16 protein-coding genes are annotated in these 23,465 nt (G+C 73.8%); 11 read left to right on the forward strand and 5 right to left on the reverse strand.

Annotated features, from left to right (window positions below):
- Window positions 1–11 precede the first annotated feature (11 nt).
- Both ABD343_RS31185 and ABD343_RS31190 read right to left on the reverse strand, forming a co-directional pair.
- Window positions 12–767, reverse strand: a complete 756-nt coding sequence (locus tag ABD343_RS31185; protein ID WP_344532996.1) for an MIP/aquaporin family protein — start codon at window positions 765–767, stop codon at window positions 12–14.
- Between the two features lie 173 nt (window positions 768–940).
- Window positions 941–1,720 (reverse strand): VOC family protein, encoded by a 780-nt coding sequence (locus ABD343_RS31190; protein WP_344532997.1) that lies wholly within the window; start codon window positions 1,718–1,720, stop codon window positions 941–943.
- Between the two features lie 169 nt (window positions 1,721–1,889).
- On the opposite strand from ABD343_RS31190, the gene ABD343_RS31195 reads away from it, so the two are divergent.
- Genes ABD343_RS31195 through ABD343_RS31205 form a run of 3 tightly spaced genes read left to right on the forward strand, consistent with a single transcriptional unit; the run spans window position 1,890 to window position 9,423 of the window.
- The gene (locus ABD343_RS31195) at window positions 1,890–7,868 is read left to right on the forward strand and encodes an SDR family NAD(P)-dependent oxidoreductase (RefSeq protein WP_344532998.1); all 5,979 of its coding nucleotides are present in this window, start codon (window positions 1,890–1,892) and stop codon (window positions 7,866–7,868) included.
- Window positions 7,865–8,596 carry a thioesterase II family protein gene (locus ABD343_RS31200; RefSeq protein WP_344532999.1) on the forward strand — a complete coding sequence of 244 codons (732 nt, stop codon included), beginning with the start codon at window positions 7,865–7,867 and terminating at the stop codon, window positions 8,594–8,596. Before ABD343_RS31195 ends, ABD343_RS31200 begins: the two co-directional genes overlap by 4 nt.
- A gap of 59 nt (window positions 8,597–8,655) precedes the next feature.
- A complete protein-coding gene (locus ABD343_RS31205; RefSeq protein WP_344533000.1) occupies window positions 8,656–9,423 on the forward strand; it encodes an IclR family transcriptional regulator in 768 nt (255 codons plus the stop codon).
- A gap of 265 nt (window positions 9,424–9,688) precedes the next feature.
- Here ABD343_RS31205 and ABD343_RS31210 read toward each other — a convergent pair whose 3' ends face one another.
- A complete protein-coding gene (locus tag ABD343_RS31210; RefSeq protein WP_344533117.1) occupies window positions 9,689–10,603 on the reverse strand; it encodes a LysR family transcriptional regulator ArgP in 915 nt (304 codons plus the stop codon).
- A 73-nt stretch (window positions 10,604–10,676) separates the two neighbouring features.
- Here ABD343_RS31210 and ABD343_RS31215 point away from each other — a divergent pair, with 73 nt between their 5' ends.
- Together ABD343_RS31215 and ABD343_RS31220 are read left to right on the forward strand one after the other, a co-directional pair.
- On the forward strand, window positions 10,677–11,291 hold the full coding sequence (locus ABD343_RS31215; protein WP_344533001.1) for a LysE/ArgO family amino acid transporter: 615 nt from the start codon (window positions 10,677–10,679) through the stop codon (window positions 11,289–11,291).
- A gap of 10 nt (window positions 11,292–11,301) precedes the next feature.
- Window positions 11,302–11,880, forward strand: coding sequence for a barstar family protein (locus tag ABD343_RS31220; protein ID WP_344533002.1), 579 nt, complete (start codon window positions 11,302–11,304; stop codon window positions 11,878–11,880).
- On the opposite strand, the gene ABD343_RS31225 is transcribed toward ABD343_RS31220, so the two are convergent.
- Window positions 11,871–14,348, reverse strand: a complete 2,478-nt coding sequence (locus ABD343_RS31225; RefSeq protein ID WP_344533003.1) for an FAD-dependent oxidoreductase — start codon at window positions 14,346–14,348, stop codon at window positions 11,871–11,873. The genes ABD343_RS31220 and ABD343_RS31225 overlap by 10 nt on opposite strands.
- Between ABD343_RS31225 and ABD343_RS31230 the strand changes: the two genes are divergently transcribed.
- The 4 genes from ABD343_RS31230 to ABD343_RS31245 all read left to right on the forward strand — a co-directional run bounded on the left by ABD343_RS31230 (window position 14,312) and on the right by ABD343_RS31245 (window position 19,523).
- Window positions 14,312–15,643 carry an MFS transporter gene (locus ABD343_RS31230; protein WP_344533005.1) on the forward strand — a complete coding sequence of 444 codons (1,332 nt, stop codon included), beginning with the start codon at window positions 14,312–14,314 and terminating at the stop codon, window positions 15,641–15,643. The genes ABD343_RS31225 and ABD343_RS31230 overlap by 37 nt on opposite strands.
- A gap of 35 nt (window positions 15,644–15,678) precedes the next feature.
- Entirely contained in the window at window positions 15,679–16,995 is a 1,317-nt protein-coding gene (locus tag ABD343_RS31235) for a BNR-4 repeat-containing protein (protein ID WP_344533007.1), read from the forward strand.
- Between the two features lie 21 nt (window positions 16,996–17,016).
- Window positions 17,017–18,240, forward strand: a complete 1,224-nt coding sequence (locus ABD343_RS31240; protein ID WP_344533009.1) for a family 16 glycosylhydrolase — start codon at window positions 17,017–17,019, stop codon at window positions 18,238–18,240.
- Window positions 18,241–18,338: 98 nt separating this feature from the next.
- On the forward strand, window positions 18,339–19,523 hold the full coding sequence (locus ABD343_RS31245; RefSeq protein WP_425578318.1) for an MBL fold metallo-hydrolase: 1,185 nt from the start codon (window positions 18,339–18,341) through the stop codon (window positions 19,521–19,523).
- Here the strand turns inward: ABD343_RS31245 and ABD343_RS31250 are convergent.
- Entirely contained in the window at window positions 19,429–20,451 is a 1,023-nt protein-coding gene (locus ABD343_RS31250; protein ID WP_344533010.1) for an Lrp/AsnC family transcriptional regulator, read from the reverse strand. The two genes, ABD343_RS31245 and ABD343_RS31250, sit on opposite strands and share 95 nt — an antisense overlap.
- A 96-nt stretch (window positions 20,452–20,547) precedes the next feature.
- On the opposite strand from ABD343_RS31250, the gene ABD343_RS31255 reads away from it, so the two are divergent.
- Window positions 20,548–22,134, forward strand: a complete 1,587-nt coding sequence (locus ABD343_RS31255) for an AbgT family transporter (RefSeq protein WP_344533012.1) — start codon at window positions 20,548–20,550, stop codon at window positions 22,132–22,134.
- A 118-nt stretch (window positions 22,135–22,252) separates the two neighbouring features.
- The gene (locus ABD343_RS31260; RefSeq protein WP_344533013.1) at window positions 22,253–23,419 is read left to right on the forward strand and encodes a M20 family metallopeptidase; all 1,167 of its coding nucleotides are present in this window, start codon (window positions 22,253–22,255) and stop codon (window positions 23,417–23,419) included.
- The last annotated feature ends 46 nt before the right edge of the window (window positions 23,420–23,465 follow it).

Here is a 23,465-nt window from a genome sequence, read left to right on the forward strand (position 1 = left end):
TCAGCTCCTTTTTAGACGTCCGGATACACGTTGTAGAGCAGCGCGGCCAGCAGGCCGCCGAGGATCGGGCCGACGACGGGCACCCACGCGTAGCCCCACTGCGGGGAACCCTTGCCCCGGATGGGGAGGATGAACGCGTACGCGATACGGGGACCGAGGTCGCGGACCGGGTTGATCGCGTAGCCCGTGGGCCCGCCGAGCGAGGTGCCGATCACGAGGACGACGAACGCCACGCCCGCGTAGCCCAGCGCGGCGTTGCCGAGGTCGAGGACCTGGCCCTTGTCCCCGGTCTTGAGGACGGGCGAGAAGAGCACCCAGGCGACGAGGATGAAGGTCGCGAGGGTCTCTGTGACGGTGTTCCAGAGCTTGTTGGGGATCTGCGGGATCGTCGCGAAGACGCCCAGTGTGCCGCCCGGTTCGTCATGGTCGTCGAACTGCAGCTTGTAGACCGCCCAGCAGAGCACGGCGCCGATGATGCCGCCCAGCAGTTGGGCGAGCAGGTACATCGGGACGTCCGACCACTCGGTCTTGTCCGCGACGGCCGCGGCGATGGTGATGGCCGGGTTCAGGTGCGCGCCCGTCGGGGCGGCGAGGCTGGCCCCGGTGAACACCGCGAACGCCCAGCCGATATTGACGAACAGCACCCCTCCGCCGTTGCCGTTCGTCTTGCGCAGGACGTTGTTGGCGACGACGCCGGTGCCCAGCATGACCAGGACGGCCGTGCCGAGCAACTCCCACAGGAAGATCTCTCCCTGACTAAGATTCATCGGTTACCTCTGCCTCCACAGCGTTGCGGCTCCGCGTGCCCGTGGCATGCGCCAATGGCATGGCGGTGGCGAATGACCGCGCACCCTACTTCGTGGGAGACACCGCCGGGAAGCACTGAGCGCGCTTCGGCCGTGGTTCGTGCGTTCTTCGTCCCCGCGCCGTCATCGCTCCGTCATCGGGCGGAGACCGGAGGGACTTCGAGCACGGCGAACGTCGCCCCCCAGGGGTCGGCGAGCACCGCCACGCCGCGCCCCTCCGCGTTCGTGCCGGACCAGACGACCGACGCGCCCCCGGCCGTCGCCGTCTCCTCCGTCCACCGCGCGTCGGACACGCCGAAGTACGGCATCCAGAAGGGCTCGACGTCCCGCTGTTCCGGGCCCAGCACCGTGCGCCCGGCCACGGGCCCGTCGCGTCCTTCCAGGTGGTATGCCGCGTACCCGGCGTCTCCCGCGGCGGCGAGGGTGCCCGGGGTGAGGCCGAGGACGTCGGCGTAGAACCGGTCGGCGACCGGCGTGTCGCGCACGGCCAGCTCGGCCCAGCACAGCGAGCCGGGCTCGCCGGCGAGCCCGGCACCCACGTGCGCGCGGGGCTGCCAGAAGCCGACGTGGGCGCCCGCCGCGTCGACCGCGAACAGGCTGCGGCCCTGGACGCCGAAGTCGCGCGGACCGTCCTCCAGCTCGCCGCCCGCTGTCGAAACCTGTTCGGCAGTGTCGTCCGCACTGGTGGTCGAGAAGGCCACGATCCAGCTCGCCTCCGGGTCCTCCGAGGGCGCGATTCCGGCCACCATATGGCCCTTCGCCGCCGCGTACGTGTAGTGATCGAAGGCGGCTCCGGCGTGCACGTACTCCCAGCCGAAGAGCGTGGCGTAAAACCGCTCGGAAGCGGGCGCGTCCGGGGTGAAGAGGTCCGCCCAGCACAGCTCTCCGGGACGGTAGGACCGCAGTTCAGGCACCGGAACTCTCCTCCCCGCCAGGGTCTTTGGCCCCCGTTGGGCCACTTGGACGATCACCTGGTGATCAGGAGGCGACCGTACGTCATTGTCGAACTGTACGCATTGACGTGCGTCAGGAGAGGCATACAGGATGCACGAACATAGGTAACGGGGCTACGGGGTGCACATCATGAACAAGAGGAATTCTGTCGGCGATTCCGGTACCGGTGACCCTTCCGGGGACATCTCCAGAGACATCGCCATCATTGGCATGTCCCTGAAGGTGCCGGGGGGCGGGGACCTGGAGGAGTTCTGGGCCCGCCTCACGGAGGGGGTGGAATCGGTCACCCGCTTCACCGACGAGGAGCTGCGCGAGGCCGGAATCTCCGAGGCCGACCTCCGGAACCCGCACTACATCAAGGCCAAGCCCGTCCTCGACGACGTGGCCGCGTTCGACGCCGCCTTCTTCGGTCTGACGCCCCGTGAGGCTCAGGTCAGAGATCCGCAGCACCGGCTCTTCCTGGAGTGCGCGTACACCGCGCTGGAGCACGCGGGCTACGACCCCTTCCGCACCCCCGGTGCCGTCGGCGTCTACGGCGGCGGCGCGCCGAACTTCTACCGCGAGTGGAACGTCAACCACCATCCCGACGCCGCCGCGATCCTCGGCGAGGTCGGCGTCATCGTCGGCAACGCGACGGACTACATCACCACCTCCGTCTCCCACCAACTCGGCCTGACGGGGCCGAGCGTGAACGTCGTGACGGCCTGCTCGACCTCTCTCGTCGCGGTCCACATGGCCTGCCAGGCCCTGCGCGCGGGCGAGTGCGACGCGGCCGTCGCGGGCGGCGTGCAGGTCGAGCTGCCCCGGAAGACGGGCTACCACTCGGCCGAGGGCGGCATGTTCTCCGTGACGGGCCGTGTGCGCCCCTTCGACGCCGCCGCCGACGGCACGATCTTCGGAACGGGCGTCGGCACCGTCGTCCTCAAGCGCTGGGCCGACGCCGTCGCCGACGGCGACCACGTGCACGGCGTCATCCGCGCCTCCGCCGTCAACAACGACGGCAGGCTCAAGGCCGGGTTCACCGCGCCCAGCGTCGAGGGCCAGGCCCTCCTCATCCGGCAGACCATGACCGCGTTCGGCATCGACCCCGACCACGTCGGCTACGTCGAGGCCCACGGCACCGGCACCCGCGTCGGCGACCCGATCGAGGTCAACGCGCTCACCCGCGCGTACCGCGACCTCGGCGCGACCGGCACCGGCACCACGCCGATCGGCTCGGTCAAGGGCAACGTCGGCCACCTGGGCCCGGCCGCCGGGGTCATCGGCCTCATCAAGACCGCGCTCGCCCTCCGGACGGGCCTGATCCCGCCCAGCATCAACTACGCGGACCCGAACCCCGCGATCGACTTCGCCGACAGCCCCTTCTACGTCAACACCGCGCTCTCGCCCTGGCCCGAGCACCAGGAGGCCCGCATCGCCGCGGTCAGCTCCTTCGGTGTCGGCGGCACGAACGCGCACGTCGTCGTCGCCGAGGCCCCGCCGGTCCCGGCGCGCCCGGAGGAGACCCCGCAGCGCGACACGCCGACGCCGGACGGCCACGGCACGGTGAGCCTCAACGGGAAGACCAAGAAGGGGAAGAAGGGGAAGGGCAAGAACGCCCCGTCCACCGGGCCGACCGAGACCCCCGTGGCCGAGATCCCCGCGGCCGAGCCCGTCGCGGCCGAGCCCGCCGCGGCCGAGCCCGTCGCGGCCGAGGCCCCCGCGAGCGGCGCCCCCGCCCACCCGCGCCCCGCCCTCCTGCCCCTCTCCGCCCGTACGCCCGAGGCGCTCGGCGCCGTCGCCGAGCGGCTCGCCGGGTATCTGGAGACGCACCCCGAGCTGGACACGCGCGACGTCGCCGCGACCCTCCGCCACGGCCGCCCGGCGCTCGACCACCGCGCCGTCGCCGTGCTGAACGAGGGCGATACGCCGGTGGAGGCGGCGGAGGTCCTGCGCGCCGTGACGCCCGGCAAGCCCGTGGGCAAGGGTGAGCGCTCCCTCGGTTTCCTCTTCCCCGGCCAGGGCTCCCAGCACCTCGGCATGGGCCGCGCCCTCTACGCCCGTGAGCCCGTCTTCCGCGCCGCCGTCGACCGCTGCGCCGAGCTGGCCGAGCCGTACCTCCGACTCGACCTGCGCGAGGTCATGTTCGCCGACGCGGACGCCGGCGCCGACGAGGACGGCGCCGCCGCGCGGCTCACCCAGACGCGGCTGGCCCAGCCCGCGCTGTTCACCGTCGAGTACGCCATGGCCCGCCAGCTCATGAGCTGGGGCCTGAAGCCGGACGCGATGGCGGGCCACAGCGTCGGCGAGTACGTGGCGGCCACCCTCGCCGGCGTGTTCTCGCTGCCGGACGCGCTGCGGCTGGTGGCCCGCCGGGGTGCGCTCGTCCAGGAGCTGCCCGGCGGCAGCATGATGGCCGTGCCCGTACCGGCCGAGGAGGTCGAGGGGCTGGCCGGGATCGACATCGCCGCCTACAACGGCGAGCGGCTGACCGTGGTCTCGGGGCCGGACGACGTGATCGACGCGGCACGCGCCGCGCTCGCCGAGCGCGGCGTGAACGGGCAGCGGCTGCACACCTCGCACGCCTTCCACTCGGCCATGATGGAGCCCGCGCTCGACGCCTTCGCCGCCGAGCTGTCCGGGGTCGAACTGCACGCCCCCGAGCTGCCGTTCGTCTCCAACGTCACCGGCGAGTGGATCACCGACGAGCAGGCCACCGACCCCGCGTACTGGGTCGGCCACCTGCGCGCGCCCGTCCGCTTCGCACAGAGCGTCGGGCTGCTGCTGGAGAACACCGGGCGCCTGCTCGTCGAGTCCGGCCCCGGCCAGGTGCTCTCCGGGCTCGCCCGCGCCCAGGCCGTGGCCACCGGCAGCCGGGACCGCGTCGTCGTGCCCACCATGCCGATGCCGCAGGGCACCGAGGACGGCGAGCTGTGCCTCGCCCGCGCCGCCGCCGCGCTCTGGAGCGCGGGCGCGCCACTCGACTGGAGCGCCTACGACGAACGGCCGTGGCGCCGCGTCCCGTTGCCCGCCTACCCCTTCGCGCGCAAGGAGCACTGGCTCGACCCCGTCGCCACGCCCGAGACGGACGCCGGGGCGACGCGCGACACGCCCGAGCCGGTCGTCGAGGAGGGCCGCCGCACCATCGACCGCGCCCTCTTCGAGCCCGAGTGGCGCGAGGAGCCCGCTTCCGGGGCCGACGCCACGGGGGCCGACGCCACCGGAGAGGGCACGCTCGCCGCGCGCTGGCTGCTCCTGCGCAGGGGCGAGGCCCTCGACGGCACCGTCAACCGGCTGCGCGAGGCCGGGGCCGAGGTCGTGACCGTGGAGCCGGGGGAGCGGTTCGAACGGCTCACCGGAAGCCGCTACCAGCTCCGCCCCGGCGACCGCGAGGACTACGACCAGCTCGTCGCCTGCCTCGAAGCCGACGGGCAGCTTCCCGAACGCGTCCTGCACGGCTGGCTGTTCGGCCCGCCCACCGAGGCCGAGACGGCCGCGGCCCCGGCGGCGGGCGACCGTACGGCCGGTGACGTCAAGGGCGCCGAGACGAACCGCTGGCTGGACCTCGGCTTCTTCAGCGTCCTCTTCCTCGCCCAGGCGCTCTCCGAGCGCGGCTCGTCCCTCGCGTCCCGCGTCCGCTGGGACGTCGTCGGCTCCCGTACCCGCTCCGTCTCCGGCGACGAGCCGGTCGAGCCCGCGCGCGCCGCCGTGACCGGGATCTGCGACGTCATGGCCAAGGAACTGCCCGAGTTCCCGGTCCGCTGCCTCGACCTGGGCGAACGCCGCTTCGGCGCGGGCCTCCTGGACGAGCTGCGCCGTACGCTCCGGCCCGGCGTACGCGACCGCTTCGTCGCGCGGCGCGGCCGCAAGCGCTGGACCCTCGGCTACCGGCAGGTCCCCGCGCCGCGCGCGACGGGCGCGGCGGGCCCGCTGCGCGAGCGCGGCACGTACCTGGTCACCGGCGGGCTCGGCGGCCTGGGCCTGACCGTCGCCGAGAGCCTCGCCCGGGCCGTGCGCGCCCGGCTCGTGCTCACCGCCCGCTCCGCCTTCCCGCCCCGCGCCGACTGGGACCGCGTCCTGGAGGCGGACGGGGCCGACGGCACGGCCGAGGGCGTGCGCGACACGCTGCGCTGGCTGCGGCGCATCGAGGGGTACGGCGCAGAGGTGCTGGTCTGCCGCGCCGACGCCGCCGACGAGGACGCGATGCGCGCCGTCGTCGAGCGTGCCGAGGCGGAGTTCGGCCGCGTCCACGGCGTGTTCCACACGGCCGGTGTCCCCGGCGGCGGACTGCTGGCCCTCAAGACGCGGGCCGAGGCCGAGCGCGTGATGTCCGCGAAGATCGCGGGCACGCTCGTCCTCGACAGGCTGCTGGGAGACCGGGCCGAGCTGATGGTGCTCTTCTCCTCCATCACCTCCGTCGCCGGGAACCTGGGCCAGACCGACTACGCGTCCGCCAACGCCTTCCTCGACGCCTACGCCCACGCCCGGCACGCCGAGGGCCCCGGCCTCACGGTCTCCGTCAACTGGGACGCCTGGGCCGAGCTGGGCATGGCGGCCAAGGCCGACGCGCTCGCGCCCGCCGCGTTCCGCGCGCTGCAGACGGGGGCCTCCGCCGGAGTGGGCTCCCTGGCCACGCAGGCCGCGCCCACGTCCGTACGCGAGCCCGTCCCGGCCCCCGCCCCCGGCACGCATCCCCTCCTGGGTGACCGCACGGAGGGCGAGGACGGCGCGCTCACGTACCGCGTCGCCATGGACGCCGACTCCCACTGGGTGGTCCGCGAGCACCGGGTCGCCGGGACCGCCGTCTGGCCCGCCACGGCGTACGTCGAGACGGCGCGCGCCGCGGGCGCCGACGCGCTCGGCACCGACGGCCCGCTGCGCCTCACCGACGTCACGTTCCTCTCCATGCTCACGCTCGACGAGCCGCGCACGCTGCGCACGACCCTCGTCCCCGAACGGGACGGCTACCAGGTCACCATCGCCAGCGCGCCCTTCGCGGCCCCGTCCGGCGGCGAGGAGTGGACCGAGCACGCCACGTGCCTCGTCCGCACGGCCCCCGCCGCGACGCCGCCGGTCCAGGGCCTGGAGGTGCTCCGCGAGTGCTTCCCGGTCGTCAAGCCGGACACCGAGTCGTACGAACCGGAGGTCGGGCTCATCGACTTCGGGCCGCGCTGGACGAACATGGCCGAGATCCGCCGCGACGATTCCTCGACCCTGGCCCGCGTCGAGATGCCCGAGCCGTACGTGGACGAGATCGCCGACTATCCGCTCCACCCCGCGCTGTTCGACGCGGCGACCTCGAACGCCGTCTATCTGCCGGACCTCGGCGCGGCGGGCGAGAGCTATCTGCCGTTCTCCGTCAGCGCCATCACCGTACGGTCGCCGCTGCCGCCGACCCTGCACGTCTACTCGCGGCGGCGCGGGGCGCACCAGAACCTGGTGACGTTCGACATCACCCTGACCGACGACGCGGGCAAGGAGGTCGTGGACGTCAGCGGCTACACGGTGCGGGCCTGGAACCCGGCCGAGTTCCGCGAGAACGTCGCGGCACGCGCGCAGGAGCCGGAGACCGCGGAGGCTGCGGAGGCCGTGGAGGCTGTGGAGGCTGTGGAACCGGAGACTCCGGCCCCCGCCCCCACGCTCGGCGGCGAGTTCGCGATCCGGCCCGAGGAGGGCGTCCAGGCGCTCTGGCACATCCTCAGCGACCGGGTCGGCCCGCAGGTCGTGGTCGTCCCGGAGGGCATCGAGGCCCGGCTGCGCACGGTGGAGCGGCTCACGCAGGACGTCATCGAGGGCGGCGCGGACGGCGAGGACACCGCCGCCCGTCCGGAACGCGCCTCCGCCGGATCCGCCGGAGCACGCCCCGCCCCTGAGGAAGGCGCCCCGGCGGGCGCGTCCGGCGGCGGCAGCGGCGGCAGCACGCACGAGCGGCTGACGCGGCTGTGGGCCGACGCGCTGGGCATCGAGGACGTCGGCGTGGACGACGACTTCTTCGCGCTCGGCGGCAACTCGCTCGTGGGCGTGCAGCTCGCGGCGCGCGTACGCAAGGAGTTCGAGACGGACCTGCCCATCGCGACACTCATCGAGAACCCCACGGTCCGCGCCATCGCTGGGATCATCGGCGCATGAACCCGTGGACCCCGTTCCCGCCCTCCGGCGCGGGGGAGCTGACGCTCTACTGCTTCCCCTGCGCCGGACAGGGCGCCTCCGCCTACCGCTCCTGGCAGCGGCTGCTCGGCCCCGAGATCGACGTCGTGCCCGTGCAGTTGCCGGGCCGCGAGGGGCGCGGGACGACCCCGCCGTACACGGACATGGGCGCGCTCATGGACGGCCTGCTGCCCGTCCTCCAGGAGCAGCTCCCCGAACGGTTCGCGCTGTTCGGGCACAGCATGGGCGGCACCGTCGCCTTCGAGGCCGCGTGCGGCCTGGAGGCGGCGGGCCGGGCGCCCGAGCAGGTGTTCGTCGCGGCCCAGCGCCCGCCGGACGACCCCGGCGGCGAGCTGGAGCTGCACGATCTGCCGCACGCCGCGTTCATGACGATGCTCGGGCTCTTCGGGCAGGTGAGCGTCGAGATGTTCGACGATCCCGCCGCCGTCGAGCTGGCGGCGGCCACGCTCCGCGCGGACTTCGCGGTCGCGGAGACGTACGAGGCGCCGCCCGGCCGGATGCTGGCCGCCCCGCTGACGGTCCTTCCCGGGCTCGCCGACAGCGGCGTGCCGCCCGCCGCGATGCGGGGCTGGAAGGAGCGGGCCGGGGGCGGCTTCACGTTCCGGCCGATCCCCGGGGACCACTTCTTCGTCCACGAGCGCACCGAGGAGGTCGTCGGACTGCTCAGGAGCGCGCTGCTGGGCGGGTGACGGCGGTGAACGGGTAGGGTCGTGCACGTTGTGCAATGCGCGTGCAGAGGAGGGGCGGCATGCCCGCTGAGCAGGGGAACAACCAGAGCGTGGAGCGCGCGGCGGCGGTGCTGCGCGCGCTGGGGGAGGGGCGGCCCGAGCTGCGCGTCTCCGACGTGGCGTCCATGGTCGGCCTCGGGCCCTCCACGACCTCCCGCCTCCTGGCCACGCTGGAAGCGGTCGACCTGGTCGAACGCGACCCCGTCAGCAACCTCTACCGGCTCGGCCTCGGCACCCTCCCGCTGGCCGCCGTCGCCGCCAACCGACACCCCGTGCACCGCGCCGCGCGCATGGTCCTCCAGGGCCTCGCCGCGCGGACGGGCCTGGGCGCCAACGCGGCCGTACGGCGCGGGGACGCGCTGATGTTCCTCTGCAACTTCGAGGGGCCCCGCGCGCCCAAGTCCCAGACCCAGTCGGGCCATACGGCTCCGCTGCACGCGACCGGCATCGGCAAGTGCCTGCTCTCCGGGATGACCCCGGACGAGCGCCGCGCACTGCTGGGCGAACCCCTCGCCGCGCACACGGAGTTCACGGCCGTCACCCATGAGGCGCTGGACGCGGCGGTGGAGGAGGTGCGGCGTACGGGCTACGCCGTCGAGGCGAACGAGCGCGCGCTCGGCCGCGCCTCCTTCGCCGCGCCCGTCCGCGACGGGGCCGACGAGATCGTCGCCGCGATCTCCCTCTGGGGCCCCGCGTCGGTCCTCGGGGAGGAGGAGGGCCGCGACGTGCTGATCCGTGAGGTCATCGAGGCGGCGGACGCGGTGAGCCAGGCGCTGGGCGCGCGCTGACCGCCGGGCCGTGGTGCTGGGCAGGGGCTGCCCCTCCCCGTGCGTCGCAGTCCGCGGGCGCGTCGTCGCCGGCCGCGCAGTTCCCCGCGCCCCCAAGATCAGCTCTGCCGCGCCGGGTGCCCCGTCAGGGGCGCGGGGAACTGCGCGACCGGCCCGGGCGCACCCGTGGACTGGCGTGCGCGGCAAGGGGCAGCCCCTGCCCAGCGACCCGGCGCCCGCCGCACAGGGAGTGGCGGCCCTTCTCCGGGCAGCGAGCGGAAACGGCTCAAGGCCCGAGGCTCTGCGCCGCCGCGGAGGCGACCGCCTCGGCCGCGGCGGCGAGCGCGGGAGAGTCGAGACGCCACTGCTGCCAGAACAAGGCCACGCGCGTGACACGCTCCGGGTCCAGACGGATCAGCGCACCGGTGCGGAGCCTCGGCAGGGCCTGTTCGTCCGGGACCATGCCCCAGCCGAGGCCCGCCGTGATCGCGTCGACGAAGCCGTCGGACGTAGGAACGTAGTGCCGCCGGGGACCGGCGCCGCGCCGTCCGCCCGTCAGTTCGCGTACGAAGTCGTCCTGGAAGGTCTCCCGGCGGTCGAAGAACATCGCCGGCGCGTCCGGCAGGACGTCCCGCAGCGGCGCCTCCGGCCAGCCGCCCAGGTGGCGTGCGGCGAATTCCGGCGCGGCGACCGGCAGGTACCGCATCGTGCCGAGCCGCCGCACCGTGCAGCCCGCGACCGCGACCGACGAGGAGGTCACGGCGGCCATCACCACGCCCTCGCGCAGCAGTTCCAGGGTGTGGAACTCGTCCTCGCGGTGCAGCTCGAAGCAGATCCCCTCGGTCTCCGGCACCCGGGAGAGCGCGGGCAGGAACCAGGTCGCCAGCGAGTCCGCGTTGACCGCGACGGGCAGCAGGAAGGACTCGCCCTCGCCGCTCATGCCGAGCGAGGCCCGCGTGTCCCGTTCGAGCTGCGCGACCTGCCGCGCGAACCGTACGACCGCCTGGCCCGACTCCGTGGGCCGCACCGGCTTGGTCCGGGTGAGCAGCACCCGGCCCGTCCTGCGCTCCAGCGCCTTCACGCGCTGGCTCACGGCCGGGGGCGTCACATGGAGCGCGGCGGCCGCGGCGTCGAACGTGCCCTCGTCCACCACCGCGAGCAGCGTCCGCACCTGGTCGAGCGGCAGCTCCGAAACCGACATCTTCACGATCGCTTAAGGTACCTGAGAATCTTTACCTGTACTTAGCCCCGGGTGGTTACCTAACGTCACCGGCATGGGAACCACACTGGCCGCGGGTGCCACGGGATTCGGCACCGGCCTCTCGCTCATCGTCGCCATCGGCTCGCAGAACGCGTTCGTGCTCCGTCAGGGCATCCGCCGCGAGGCCGTCCTCGGGGTCGTCGTCCTCTGCGCGCTCTCGGACGCCGCGCTCATCACGGCGGGCGTCGCGGGCGTGGGCGCCGTGGTCGAGGCGTGGCCGCCGATGCTGACCCTCGTCGGGCTGGCGGGCGGTGCCTTCCTCCTCACCTACGCCGTGCTGGCCGCGCGGCGCGCGCTGCGCCCCGAGGCGATGACCGCCGGGGACGGCACGGCCTCCTCGCGCCGCGCCGCGCTGCTCACCTGCGCGGCGCTGACCTGGCTCAACCCGCACGTCTACCTCGACACCGTGCTGCTGCTCGGCTCCGTCGCCAACGGGCACGGCGACGAGCGCTGGACCTTCGGCGCGGGCGCCGTCCTCGGCAGCGTCGTCTGGTTCGCCGCGCTGGGGTACGGGGCCCGTCTCCTGACCGGCTTCTTCGCCCGCCCCGCCTCCTGGCGCGCCCTCGACGCCGTGATCGCCGTGACGATGGCGGCCATCGGCACATCGCTGATAGCCGGGGCCCTGTAAAAATCGCCCCATGCCGCCGAAGCCCGCCGGGCCCACCCTGACGGAACGCCGCGCTCCCTGGGTCGTCTTCACCGCCTCCGGCGACCCCTGGCTGACGTCGGAGACGGCCGCCCTCGTACGGCGGGGCGGACTGGTCCTGCGGGTCGACGGCCGTGAGCTGCGGGACGCCGCTTCCGTCTTCCGTACGTTCGCCCGGGAGCTGTCCTTCGCCGGGTACTTCGGCCACAACTGGGACGCCCTGGTCGACTGCCTCCAGGACTGGCACGGTCCCGGCCACGGCAGGCAGGACCTCGCGATCCTGATCGACCACGCGGACGGCCTGTGCGAGGCCGACTTCCTGGGGCCGCTCGTCTCGGCCCTCGTCCAGGCGGCCTGGCACTCCAACCTCCGCCTCGACGCCGACGGCGAGCCCGACGCGTGGCGGCCGCGCGTCGCCCAGCACTTCGTGTTCCTGCTGGACGGCGCCGCCCCCGCGGCCTTCGCGGAGGGGGCGGCGCGCGGCGCGGACGTGGCGGTCGCCCTCGCGGACGGCCGCCTGCTGGCCGCCCTCCACCCCGCCGACTGGCCGCCCGCTCCGGCTCAGGCGTAGGCCCGTACCGCCACGACGTGGGCGCGGTCGGCGCCGTGCGTGGCCGTCACGCGGACGCGGAGGGCGCACAGATCGGTGTCCCCGGCCAGTTCGTGCACGCGGTGCCGGCGCCGGTTGTCCTCGACGCGGGCCAGCTCGTGCCAGCGCCCCGAGGCGTCGCGGCCCTCCAGGACGTACGACGCGGCCAGCTCCGGCATGATCTCGAACGGGGTGCGGTGCCGGTGGAGGTTGTTGAGGTACTCGTCCACGTCGTCGTCGAGGACGAGATGCACCTCGCGCGGCGCCCGGGGCCCGTCCCACTCCAGGAGCAGCCACTCGTCCATGCGTGACGGGTCGGCGACGCGGGCCGAGGACCACATCTGGGGGCCGCCGTACGGGCGCTGGTAGCCGCCGACGGCCTTCTCCGGCGCGAGCGCGCGGGTCTCGGGGGCCGCGCGGAAGCAGAAGGAGGTGCGGCGCAGTTCGCGCGCCGACCACTCGACGACCCGCTGGCCCTCCTCCTCCGGGATGTCGTGGTCGACGGCCGCGTCCCCCCGTGCCTTGCGGCGCAGCGACAGGACGCCGTCCACGCGCTGCCGTACGAGGCGCAGCGAGACGTGCGGGTGCGCGCGGACGAGCACGACGGCCTGGGCCGGGAGGGACGCCGGGACGTGGCCGAAGTGCGCCGTCGCCCACTCGGCCGGGCCCGCCTTGACCTGTGCCGTGGTGGTGGCCAGGCGGTGGACGGGTACGCCGTTCTCCGGCAGGCCCGTGTCCCACAGCTCGACGGTCAGCTCCGTCCCGTCGGGCAGGTCCGTCGAGGCGAGGAACGCGACGCTGTCGAGGCGGGGGTCGGCGGGGAGGAGCAGGCCGACGTCGCGGGTGAGGGGGTACTCCTCCTCGGTCCCGTCGGGCTCGGCCGCGAGCACCTCCGTCGTGGAGGACGCGGTCACCCGGGCCGTACGGGCGAGGTCGTCCGGGTCGGTGTGGGGGAGGCCGATCACGGAGGCGTCCTGGCGGACGAGGGCGTGGCGGAGGAGGTCCCTTCGCTCCGTGGCCAGTTCGCGCGGGGTCAGGTCCTCCGCGACGCACAGGGCGGCCGCCGTGCCCGCGGCCTCGCCGAGCGTCGCGCAGGTGGCCATGACGCGGGTGGCGCCGAAGGCGACATGGGTGGCGGAGATGTCGCGCCCGGCGAAGAAGAGATTGGCGACGTTGGCCGAGTAGAGGCAGCGCAGGGGGATATGGAAGATCCCGTCGGCGTACCGCTGGCGCGCGCCCGGCTCGTTCGCGTACATCCCCTCGACCGGGTGCAGGTCCACCGACCAGCCGCCGAAGGCGACCGCGTCGGGGAACTGCCGCTGCTCCAGGACGTCCCGCTGGGTGAGGACATGGTCGCCGAGGAAGCGGCGGTACTCGCGCTTGCCGGGGAGGCTGCCGACCCACTCCAGGGTGAGGCGGTCCGCGTCGAACTCGCCGGAGTTCTTGATGTGGTCCCAGATGCCCATGATCGCGGCGTGCAGCTCGTCGCGTATGCGCTCGTTGTCGTGGACGGTGTCCAGCTCGCCGCCCCACTCGATCCACCAGTAGTCGCAGCCGTTGTCGCCGGTGCGCAGCACGCGGTTGCGGAGGATGGGGGTGGTGGACAGTTCGCGCGCGTACGAGGGCGGGACGAACTTCACGGGGCGGCCCGCGTCCTTGGTGTAGAAGAGGATCGTCGAGCCGAGCAGCGCCCCGTCGGCCTCCTCGGGGGCCCACGGCTCGTCGTATTCGGCGCGGGCCTCGCGCCCTATGCGGTGGCGGGCCCCGGCGAGGTGGCCGATCAGCCCGTCGCCCGTGCAGTCGAGGAACTGCTCGGCCCGGAAGGTGATCCGGCGCTCCGAGCCCAGCGTCCAGCCGGTGACGGCGTGCAGCACGCGCGCGTCCTCGGGACCGGTCGCCTCGGCCTCGCGCACATCGGTGTTGAGGTAGAGGTCGATGAGCGGCTCGGCGAGGACGGCGTCGAGGACGACCTGGTCCCAGTAGTACGGATTGCCCTCGGGGTTGCGGAACTGGTTCTCCGTGTACAGCTCGCCCATGATGCCGGTCTCGCGGGCGTACCTGTGCACGCCGTGTGCGGTGGCGCCGCACACCCACACCCGGACCTCGCTGCTGGAGTTGCCGCCCAGCACCGGCCTGTTGTGGACCAGCGCCACCCGGCGGCCGAGCCGCGCGGCGGCGATGGCCGCGCACGTCCCCGCGAGTCCTCCGCCGATGACGGCGATGTCGTGACGGGCCTGTTCCTCGCGCATGGCTCGGGCTCCTTCGCACAAACGGTGCTGTCGAGTGACTGATGTCCATCGAAAACGTACATCACTTTCAGATTGTGCAATCACTATGCAGTCTATGGAATCTGCTGTAGCTTCTCGCGGCAGATCGGACGAGAATCTGGGACCGGGAACGGGCGGAGGCCGCGGTGCAGGACACGCACGACAGAAGAGCCGATGAGGCACCCGAGGCGCAGGACGGGGGAGGGGTGCCGCCGCGCACGCTGCGCCGGGTGCTGGTCGCGGCCGGGCTGGGCCACTTCGTGGAGTGGTTCGACTTCGGGATCTACGGCACGCTCGCCGTGATCCTCGCCCACAACTTCTTCCCCTCCGGGAACGAGCAGGCCGAACTGCTCTCGACGTTCGCCGTGTTCGGCGCCGGGTTCGTGATGCGGCCCCTCGGCGGGCTGTTCTTCGGCTCGCTCGGCGACCGCATCGGCCGCCAGCGCACCCTCGCCCTCGTCGTGCTGACCACCTCGGCGGCCACCCTCGCCATGGGCCTGCTGCCCACCCACGCCTCGGTCGGCGTCCTCGCGCCCGTCCTGCTCGTCCTCGCCCGGCTGGTGCAGGGCTTCGCGGCCGGGGGCGAGTCGGCGGGCGCCACGACGCTGCTCGCCGAGTACGCGCCCGACGACCGCAGGGGCCGGGTCACCTCGTGGATCGACGCCACCGGCTTCGCCGCGTTCGTCGCGGGCTCGGGCCTCGTGCTGCTGCTGACCGCCGCGCTCTCCGAGTCCTCGATGGACGACTGGGGCTGGCGCGTCCCGTTCCTGCTCGCCGCGCCGCTGGGCATCGCCGGGGTCTATCTGCGTACGCGGCTGGAGGACTCCCCGGAGTTCCGCAGGCTCAAGGAGTCCGGCCACACCGCCGGTTCACCGCTCAAGGAGAGCCTGGCCACGGCCCGTACGGCCATGCTCTTCTGCATCGGCTTCATGCTGATCAAGGCCGTCGGGCACTGGGCGCTGCAGACGTTCATGCCGGGCTATCTGCAGACCACGCTCGACTTCGACCGCGTGCCCGCCTTCGCCATCACCACCGCGGGGCTGTTCGTCGTCGCCGTGCTGGTGCCGTTCATGGGCTCGCTCTCCGACCGGTACGGGCGCAGGCCGCTGATGATCGGCGGCTGCCTCGGCTTCGTGCTGCTCTCCTGGCCCGCCTTCTGGCTCATGTCCCAGGGGCACGCGGTGCTCGCGTGCCTCGCGATGATCCTGCTCGGCGTCTTCATGGCCGCCTTCGACGGCGCCAGCTCCGCCGCGCTCGCCGAACTCTTCCCCACGCGGGTGCGGTACGGCGCGATGGCCGTCGCGTACAACATCGCGACCGCGCTCTTCGGCGGCATGACCCCCTACTTCGCGACCTGGCTGGTCAGCGCGACCGACTACGACCTCTCGCCCGCCTTCTACCTGATGGTGATCGCGCTCGTCTCCGCGATCACGCTGCTGCGGGCCCGCGAGACGGCCCGTACGCGACTGACGCCCTGACCGCCCGGCGTCCCCCCCACGACGAAAGAGGAGCCATGTCCCGTACGCCCATGTCCCGTACGCCCATGTCCCGTCCGTTCCACCGTGCCGCGCCCCTCCTCGCGCTCGCGCTGCTCGCCCCGCTCGCGGGGACGGCCTCAGCCCAGGCGGCTGACCCCGCGACCAGCGTCGTCCCGTACCCCATCGACTCCTCCAACCAGGCGGGCTGGTGGTCGCCCGTCGCGACGTACAAGGGCGCGGGCACGTACACGTACTTCGCCTTCAACGAGCCCGCCGCCGACGAGGGCCGCCACAGGGTCGCCGTCGCGCGGCGCGCGCCCTCCGGGGAATGGTCGAAGCTGCCGGTGCGGCAGGGCGACGGCAAGCAGGCCGAGTACGCGGACGACGTCGGCCACAACCAGCCCTCGGTCGCCCGCGACGGCAGCGGACGCCTGCACGTCTTCGCCTCGATGCACAACGACACCTGGCGCTACTTCCGCTCCGCCGCGCCCGGAAGCGGTCCCGGCGAGCCCGTGAACCACGCCGCCGACATGCCCGACCAGGGCAAGGGCATCACGTACCCGGTCGTGACGACGGCCCCGAACGGCGACCTCTACCTCGCCGCGCGCGTGGACACCTCCGGCAGCGCGCGCCACGGCGGGCTCTACCACTGGGACGACTCGGCGTCGAAATGGAGCAAGGTCGCCGACTTCGCGGGCGCCGCGGACCGCTCCGTCTATCCCGACGACATCCAGGTGGACGCGAACGGCCGGGTCCATCTGCTCTTCGAGTGGGCGAGCTACCCCGCCTCGGTCCACCGCCACCAGCTCTCCTACCTGCGCTACGACCCCGCCGACGGCACCTTCCGCGACAGCGCGGGCACCCGCGAGCAGGCACCCGTGACGCCCGCGACCGCCGACACCGTGCAGCCCGCCACCGAGGGCGAGCGGTGGACCAGCGACCCCGCGTACACCGGGCCCGCCGTGCAGAGCGCCAAGCTTGCACTCGACGGGTCCGGCCCCAAGGTCGCCTACCGCTACCGGCACGCGGGCAGCGAGGGCCGGTTCGACGTGCGCTACGGCTACCTGCGCGACGGGCGCTGGGCCCGCCAGACCGTCCACGCGGGCTCCCAGACGCGCGCCGCGCTCGGCATCACCTGGGACGAACAGGACGGCAAGCACGTCTACTTCGCGAAGTCGGCGGGCACCGACCGGGCCTACGCCGCGACCGAGTCCGGCGGCGAGTGGGCCGCCGCGTCCGTCGCGCCCGGCGTCCCCGTCGAACGCCTCGCCGTCCGCCGCGACGCCGACGGCGGGGACGTGCTCTACCTCGTGGACATCGAGGGCCGACGGCTCCACTACGCGCGCCGCTGACCGGCGGAGAGGAGAAGAACCATGCGCACGCGATCACGCACCACCGTCCGGGTACTGCTCGCCCTCGCCCTGGCCGCGCCGCTCGCCCTGACCGCGTCCGGGACCGCGTCCGGGACGTCGGCGGCCGAGAACGGGCCGCCCGCCGCCGGGCCGACCGTCGCCGGGCCGCCCGGTGGCGGCTGGACGCGGGTGTTCGGCGACGAGTTCGACGGCACGTCCATAGACACCTCCAAATGGGACTTCCGCACCGACGTGAAGGCGTACAGCGCCCAGCGCCGCGAGAACGTCTCCGTGCGGGACGGCAAGCTCACCGTCGCGCTCAAGAAGGAGAACCACGCGGGCAAGGCGTACACCGGCGGCGGCATCGTCTCCAAGCGGAAGCTCCGCTACGGCTACTACGAGACCCGCGCCCGTATCAACGACGGCGCGGGCTGGCACAGCTCGTTCTGGCTGATGGCGGGCGACGGCTCGACCACCTTCCCGAAGGAGCAGCGCACCGAGATCGACGGCTTCGAGACCGACTCCGCCGCCCCGGCGAAGCTCTCCCACAACATCCACAGTTGGCGCGGCTCCGGCGAGAAGGGCCCCTTCCACCACGGCTCCGGCACCTACGACACGGGCCTCGACCTGCGCCAGTGGCACACGTACGGCATCGACTGGTCGGAGTCCGGCGTCCGCTTCTCCATCGACGGCAAGCTCCGCCACACCGCCGCCTACACCCCGGACACGTGGCAGCACGACTACCTCAACATCTGGCTCACCACCATCGGCTACGGCACCGAGCCCGACGCGGGCAAGCTCCCGTCCGCCGTCCAGGCCGACTACGTCCGCTACTGGCAGCGCGACCTCTACGCCGACAACGACGGCCCCGCCTCCTACGGCTACTCCGCCACCGGCACCTGGAGGACCAGCGCGCTGACCGGCTGGACCAGGGACTCGCCCGTCGGCTACGCCTGCGCGGCGGGGGACCGGGCCACCTGGCGGCCCGACGTCAAGGCGGCGGGGAAGTACGAGGCGTACATCTGGAAGTCCCGCTCCGCGACGGGCGGCGACCCGGCGGCCCGCGCCACCCTCGACGCGGACGGCGCCCCCGTGACCCGTACGCTCGACGAGCGCGAGGGCGAGGCGGGCTGGGTGTCGCTCGGCACCCGCGCCTTCGCGCGCGGCACCGGCGGCGCGGTCACGCTCACCGCCAGCGGCACGGGCTGCGCCCACGCGGACGCGGTGAAGCTCGTACGGCGCTGATTCCCGGCCGCCCGTGGGCGCGCGCCGGAGACTGTTGCCGGAACAACGGCGCGCGTACACGCGTTCAGCGAGAGCGGCGGCAGAACGGAGAGCGACCTGTGAGAGACCTGAGCAGCCTGCGACCCCTGTCCTTCGGGGCCCGGCCCACGGGCGACCGGCTCGCCCGCATCGAGCGGTCCCCGCACTACGACAGGGCAGCGGGGCGCTTCGCCAACCCCGAGGCGGCCCCGGACGCGCCCCGCGCGACGGGGACGCGCGGCCAGATGATGCGCGCGCTGCTCCGCACCCGGGGCCGCAAGCCCGCGGGCGCGATCCCCCTGGAGCGGCCCGACCTGTCGGCGCCGCCCGCCTCGGGGCTGCGCCTCACCTGGCTGGGCCACGCCACGGTGCTCGCGGAGATCGACGGGCGGCGCGTGCTCTTCGACCCGGTGTGGGGGAGGCGCTGCTCGCCGTTCTCCTTCGTCGGCCCGAAGAGGCTGCACCCGGCGCCGGTGCCGCTCTCCGCGCTGGGCCCGCTCGACGCGGTGGTCGTCTCTCATGACCACTACGACCATCTGGACCTGCCCACCATCCGCGCCCTGGCCCGCTCCGGCGCCCGGTTCGCCGTGCCGCTGGGCGTCGGGGCGCACCTGGAGCGCTGGGGCGTCCCGGCCGCCCGGGTGGACGAGCTGGACTGGCACGAGTCGGCGGAGGTCGCGGGGCTGACCCTCACCGCCACCCCCGCGCGGCACTTCTGCGGGCGCGGGCTGCGCGACGCCCAGCGCGCGCTGTGGGCCTCGTGGACGGTCGCGGGCCCGGAGCACCGGGTCTTCCACAGCGGCGACACCGGCTATTTCCCGGGCTTCGCGGACATCGGCGGGCGGTACGGCCCGTTCGACGCGACGATGATCCAGATCGGGGCGTACAGCGAGGCGTTCTGGCCCGACATCCACATGACCCCCGAGGAGGGCGTGCGCGCCCACCTCGACCTGACCCGCGCCGAGGACCCGCTGCTCCCGATCCACTGGGGCACCTTCAACCTCGCCCTCCACCCCTGGGCCGAGCCGGCCGAGCGCACTCTCCGGGCTGCCGCGGCGGCGGGCGTACGGGCGGCGGCCCCGGTGCCCGGCGGCTCCTTCGAGCCCTCCGCCGAGGAGCTGCCCACCGACCCGTGGTGGCGCGCGGTCGCGGCCGCCACCGGCGCCGGGGTCAGCCGCCGGACGGCTCCCGCAGCAGGCCGTCGTGGCGGTCGAGCCAGTTCCGGCGCAGCACGTCCAGCACCGGCAGCACCACCACAGCGCTGATCCCCGGCAGCGCCGCGAGGTCCACGGTGAGGAAGTCGGCGAGCGCGTCCTCGTCGCGCCACACCCCGTGGTGGATCAGCGAGGAGTCACCGGCCGCCAGGCTCACGTAGCGCGCCGAGGGGTGGCGGGCGAGCACCTCCGCCGCGTGCGCGGTGTCCCCGGGCGCGAGGGTGAGCGTGACGACGGCCTCCCGCGCGTACCCCAGCAGCGCGGGCTCGATCTCGACGCGCGGGCGGACGACGCCGTCGCGCAGCAACTGCCGCGCCGTGCGGTACGCCGTGGACTGCGCGACGCCCAGCTCGCGCGCGATCTTCGCGGCGGGGGCGCGCGCGTCCTCGCGCAGCAGCCGGGCCACCCGCATCTCCTCGCCGTCGGGCCGGGGCGGCGCCGGAGGGCGCCCGGCGGGGGACGGCGGCTCGCCGACCTCCTCCAGGTGCGCCGCGTCCAGCGCCGCGCACCGGTCCTCGGCCAGTCGCGGCATCCGCCAGCGGTCCGTCTTGGTGAGGGCGCGCAGCACCAGCTCGGAACGGGCCGAGCCCACGCCCGGCATCGACGGCAGCCGGGCCGTCAGCAGCTCCCGCGCCGCGCCGCGCGTGCCCGGCTGCACCACCGCGTAGATGTCGGTGCGCCCCGCCGTCGTCGCGACGAGCTGGGCCTCGGGCAACGCGGCCGTGCGCCGGGCCAGTTCGCCCGCGCGGCCCGGCTCGGCCGTGAGCCAGACGTGCCACGGATTGCCCTCGCCCGTGAGCGACCAGTCCGGCTGGCCGACGACGCGCAGCACCCGCCGCGACTCCAGTCGCGCCAGCCGCCGCCCCGCCGTGCTCGGCGAGACGCCCAGCACCTCGCCCAGGAGGCTGAGCGGGGCGCGCGGGGCGCGCTGGAGCGCGGCCACGAGATCGAGGTCGGCGTCGTCGAGCACGGGAAGCATGGACGAAACCTAGCACCTGAACCATTGTTCAGACTGATTCTTGCGAAACCTACTTGTTACTTGCTTAATCCTGGCGTGGTGCTCTCTCATTGGGGCGTGACTGACACCAGGGCAAGAAACGGCACCGACGAGGCGCAGAGCCGCTGGCTCGGCCCGCTGCTGCGGGTGCTCGGCGGCATCGAGAAGGTCGGCAACAAACTCCCGCACCCCTTCTGGCTGTTCGTCATCCTGAGCGGCCTGCTCGCGGTGCTGAGCTGGGCGCTCGCGCTCGCCGGCGTCTCGGCCGAGTCGCCCGGCGACGACGGGAAGACCATCGCCGTCCGCAATCTGCTCTCCGGCGACGGCATCCGCATGATGGTCACCGACGCGGTCGAGAACTACGCGACGTTCCCCCCGCTCGCGACCATCCTCGTCGTCATGCTCGGCGTCGCCGTCGCCGACCGTACGGGCCTGCTGTCGGCCATGCTCCGCGCGGGCGTCGCCCGGGTGAACGCGCGCTGGCTGACCTTCGCGCTCGCCTTCACCGGCATGGTCGCGCACGTCGCCTCCGACGCCGCCTACGTCGTGCTGATCCCCCTCGGCGGCCTCGCGTTCAAGGCCGTCGGCCGCAGCCCCGTGCTCGGCGTCGTGGTCGCCTTCGTCTCGATCTCGGCGGGCTTCGACGCGAGCCCGATGATCACCCCGATAGACGCCGTGCTCTCCGGTCTGACGACGGCCGCCGCGCACACCGTCGACCCGTCCGTCACCGTCACCCCGCTCGCCAACTACTTCTTCTCGCTGGCCTCCTCGATCGTCCTCGCCGCCGTCATCACGCTCGTCACGGAGAAGGTGCTGGCCAGGCGGATCGAGGCCATGCCGCCGGAGGACGGGCCGGGGGCCGCGGAGGGCGGGAGGGGCGACGAGACCGGTCTCGGGGACCTCGCGCTGCGCGAGGACGAGCGCCGGGGGCTGCGCCGCGCCGGGCTCACCCTGATGCTCTTCGCCGCCGCCGTCGTGGCCGTCCTCGCGCCGCCCGCCTCCCCGCTCCGCGGCAAGGGCGGCGGCATCGTCGACTCGCCCGTCCTCACCGGCATCGCCGTCGTCCTCGGCCTGCTCTTCGCCCTCACCGGCGCCGTCTACGGCCGCGCCGTGGGCACCGTGAAGACGGCGGGCGACATCCCCGACCACATGGCCAAGGGCCTGCGCGAGATGGCGCCCACCCTCGTCCTCTTCTTCGCGATCTCCCAGTTCCTGGCTTACTTCAAGTGGACCGGCGTCGGCGAGATCCTCGCCGTGCGCGGCGCCGAACTCCTCAAGGACGCGGGCGTGACGGGCCCGCTGGCCTTCCTCGGCGTGCTCGTCGTCGTCACCCTCGTCAACTTCGTGGTCACCAGCGGCTCGGCGCAATGGGCGCTCGTCGGCCCGGTCTTCGTGCCGATGCTCATGCTGCTCGACGTGCCGCCCGAGACCACCCAGGCCCTCTACCGCATCGCCGACTCCTGCACCAACGCCATGACGCCGATGAGCCCGTACTTCGTGATGGCGCTCACCTTCCTCCAGCGCTACCGGCGCAGCGCGGGCATCGGCACCCTCGCCTCCCTCACCATGCCGCTCGCGCTGACCATGCTCGTCGCCTGGACGCTGCTGTTCTACGCCTGGTACGCGCTCGGCATCCCGCTCGGCCCCGGCGTCCCCGTCCGCTGAGGCCTGCTGAGGCCCGCTGAGGCCCGCTGAGGCCCGCTGACGTTCCGCTGAACCCCCGCGAACAGGGCACCCGTCACACCGGCCCCGCCCCTCTCCGACCAGGAAGGACCCCGTACCCATGACCACACCCGCCGCCGCGCTCGCCGAGGCCGCCCGCGAGGCGCTGCCCGCCCTCACCGAGGACCTGCGCCGCCTCGTCCACCTCGACACCCCGAGCGACGACAAGGCGCTCCTCGACGCCGGTCTCGACGCGATCCGGGGCTGGCTGCGCGAGCGGCTCGGCGAGCCCGACGAGGAGACCCGGCACGAGGGCGGCGTCCACGGCGACGTGCTGGAGGCGCTCTACGGCGGCGCCGCGCCCGGCACCGTCCTCGTCGTCTGCCACTACGACACGGTGTGGCCCGCGGGGACGCCCGAGGAGTGGCCGTTCTCCGTGGACGAGGACGGCAGGGCGACCGGGCCCGGCCTCTTCGACATGAAGACCGGCCTGGCGCAGGCCGTCTGGGCCGTGGCGCTGCTCGACCAACTGGGCCTGCCCCGGCCCGCCGTACGGTTCCTGATCAACGGCGACGAGGAGATCGGCAGCCCCGCCTCCCGCCCGTACATCGAGCGGGCCAGCGAGGGCGCGCTCGCCACGTTCATCTGCGAGGCTTCCCACCACGGCGCGCTGAAGACGGCACGCAAGGGCGTCGGCCTCTTCGAGGTCGAGGTGACCGGGGTCGAGGCGCACGCGGGCCTCGACCCGGACGCCGGGGCGAGCGCGATCCACGCGCTCGCCGAGCTGGTCCCCGTCATCGCGGGCGCGGGCGACCGCGACCGGGGCACGACCCTCAACGTCGGCCTCATCAGCGGCGGCACGGGCCGCAACGTCGTCGCCGGGCGGGCCCTGTGCGGCATCGACGTGCGCGTCGCCGAACCCGGCGAGATGGCCCGCGTCGACGCCGTCCTCTCCGGTCTCACCGCGTCCGACCCGCGCGTGAAGGTCTCCGTCACCGGCGCCTGGAACCGGCCCCCGATGGTGCCGACCCCGGCCTCGCGCCAGGTGTTCGCGCTGGCCCAGGAGGTCGGCGCCGAACTGGGCGTGACCGTCGAGGAGGTCGGCGTCGGCGGCGCCAGCGACGGCAACTTCGTCTCGGCGCTGGGCCGTCCGGTCCTCGACGGCCTCGGCGCGGTCGGCGACGGGGCCCACGCCCGCCACGAGCACATTCTCCTCGGCCACGTGCCCGAACGTACCGCCCTTACGGCCGGTCTCCTCCATGCGCTGGGCGTGGCCGGCACCGACTGAGGGGGTGCCCCTTGCCGCGCGTCGCGGACCGCGGGCAGTTCGTGGC

The organism is Streptomyces albiaxialis (genome assembly GCF_039530985.1).
GTDB classification, from domain to species: Bacteria; Actinomycetota; Actinomycetes; order Streptomycetales; family Streptomycetaceae; genus Streptomyces; species Streptomyces albiaxialis.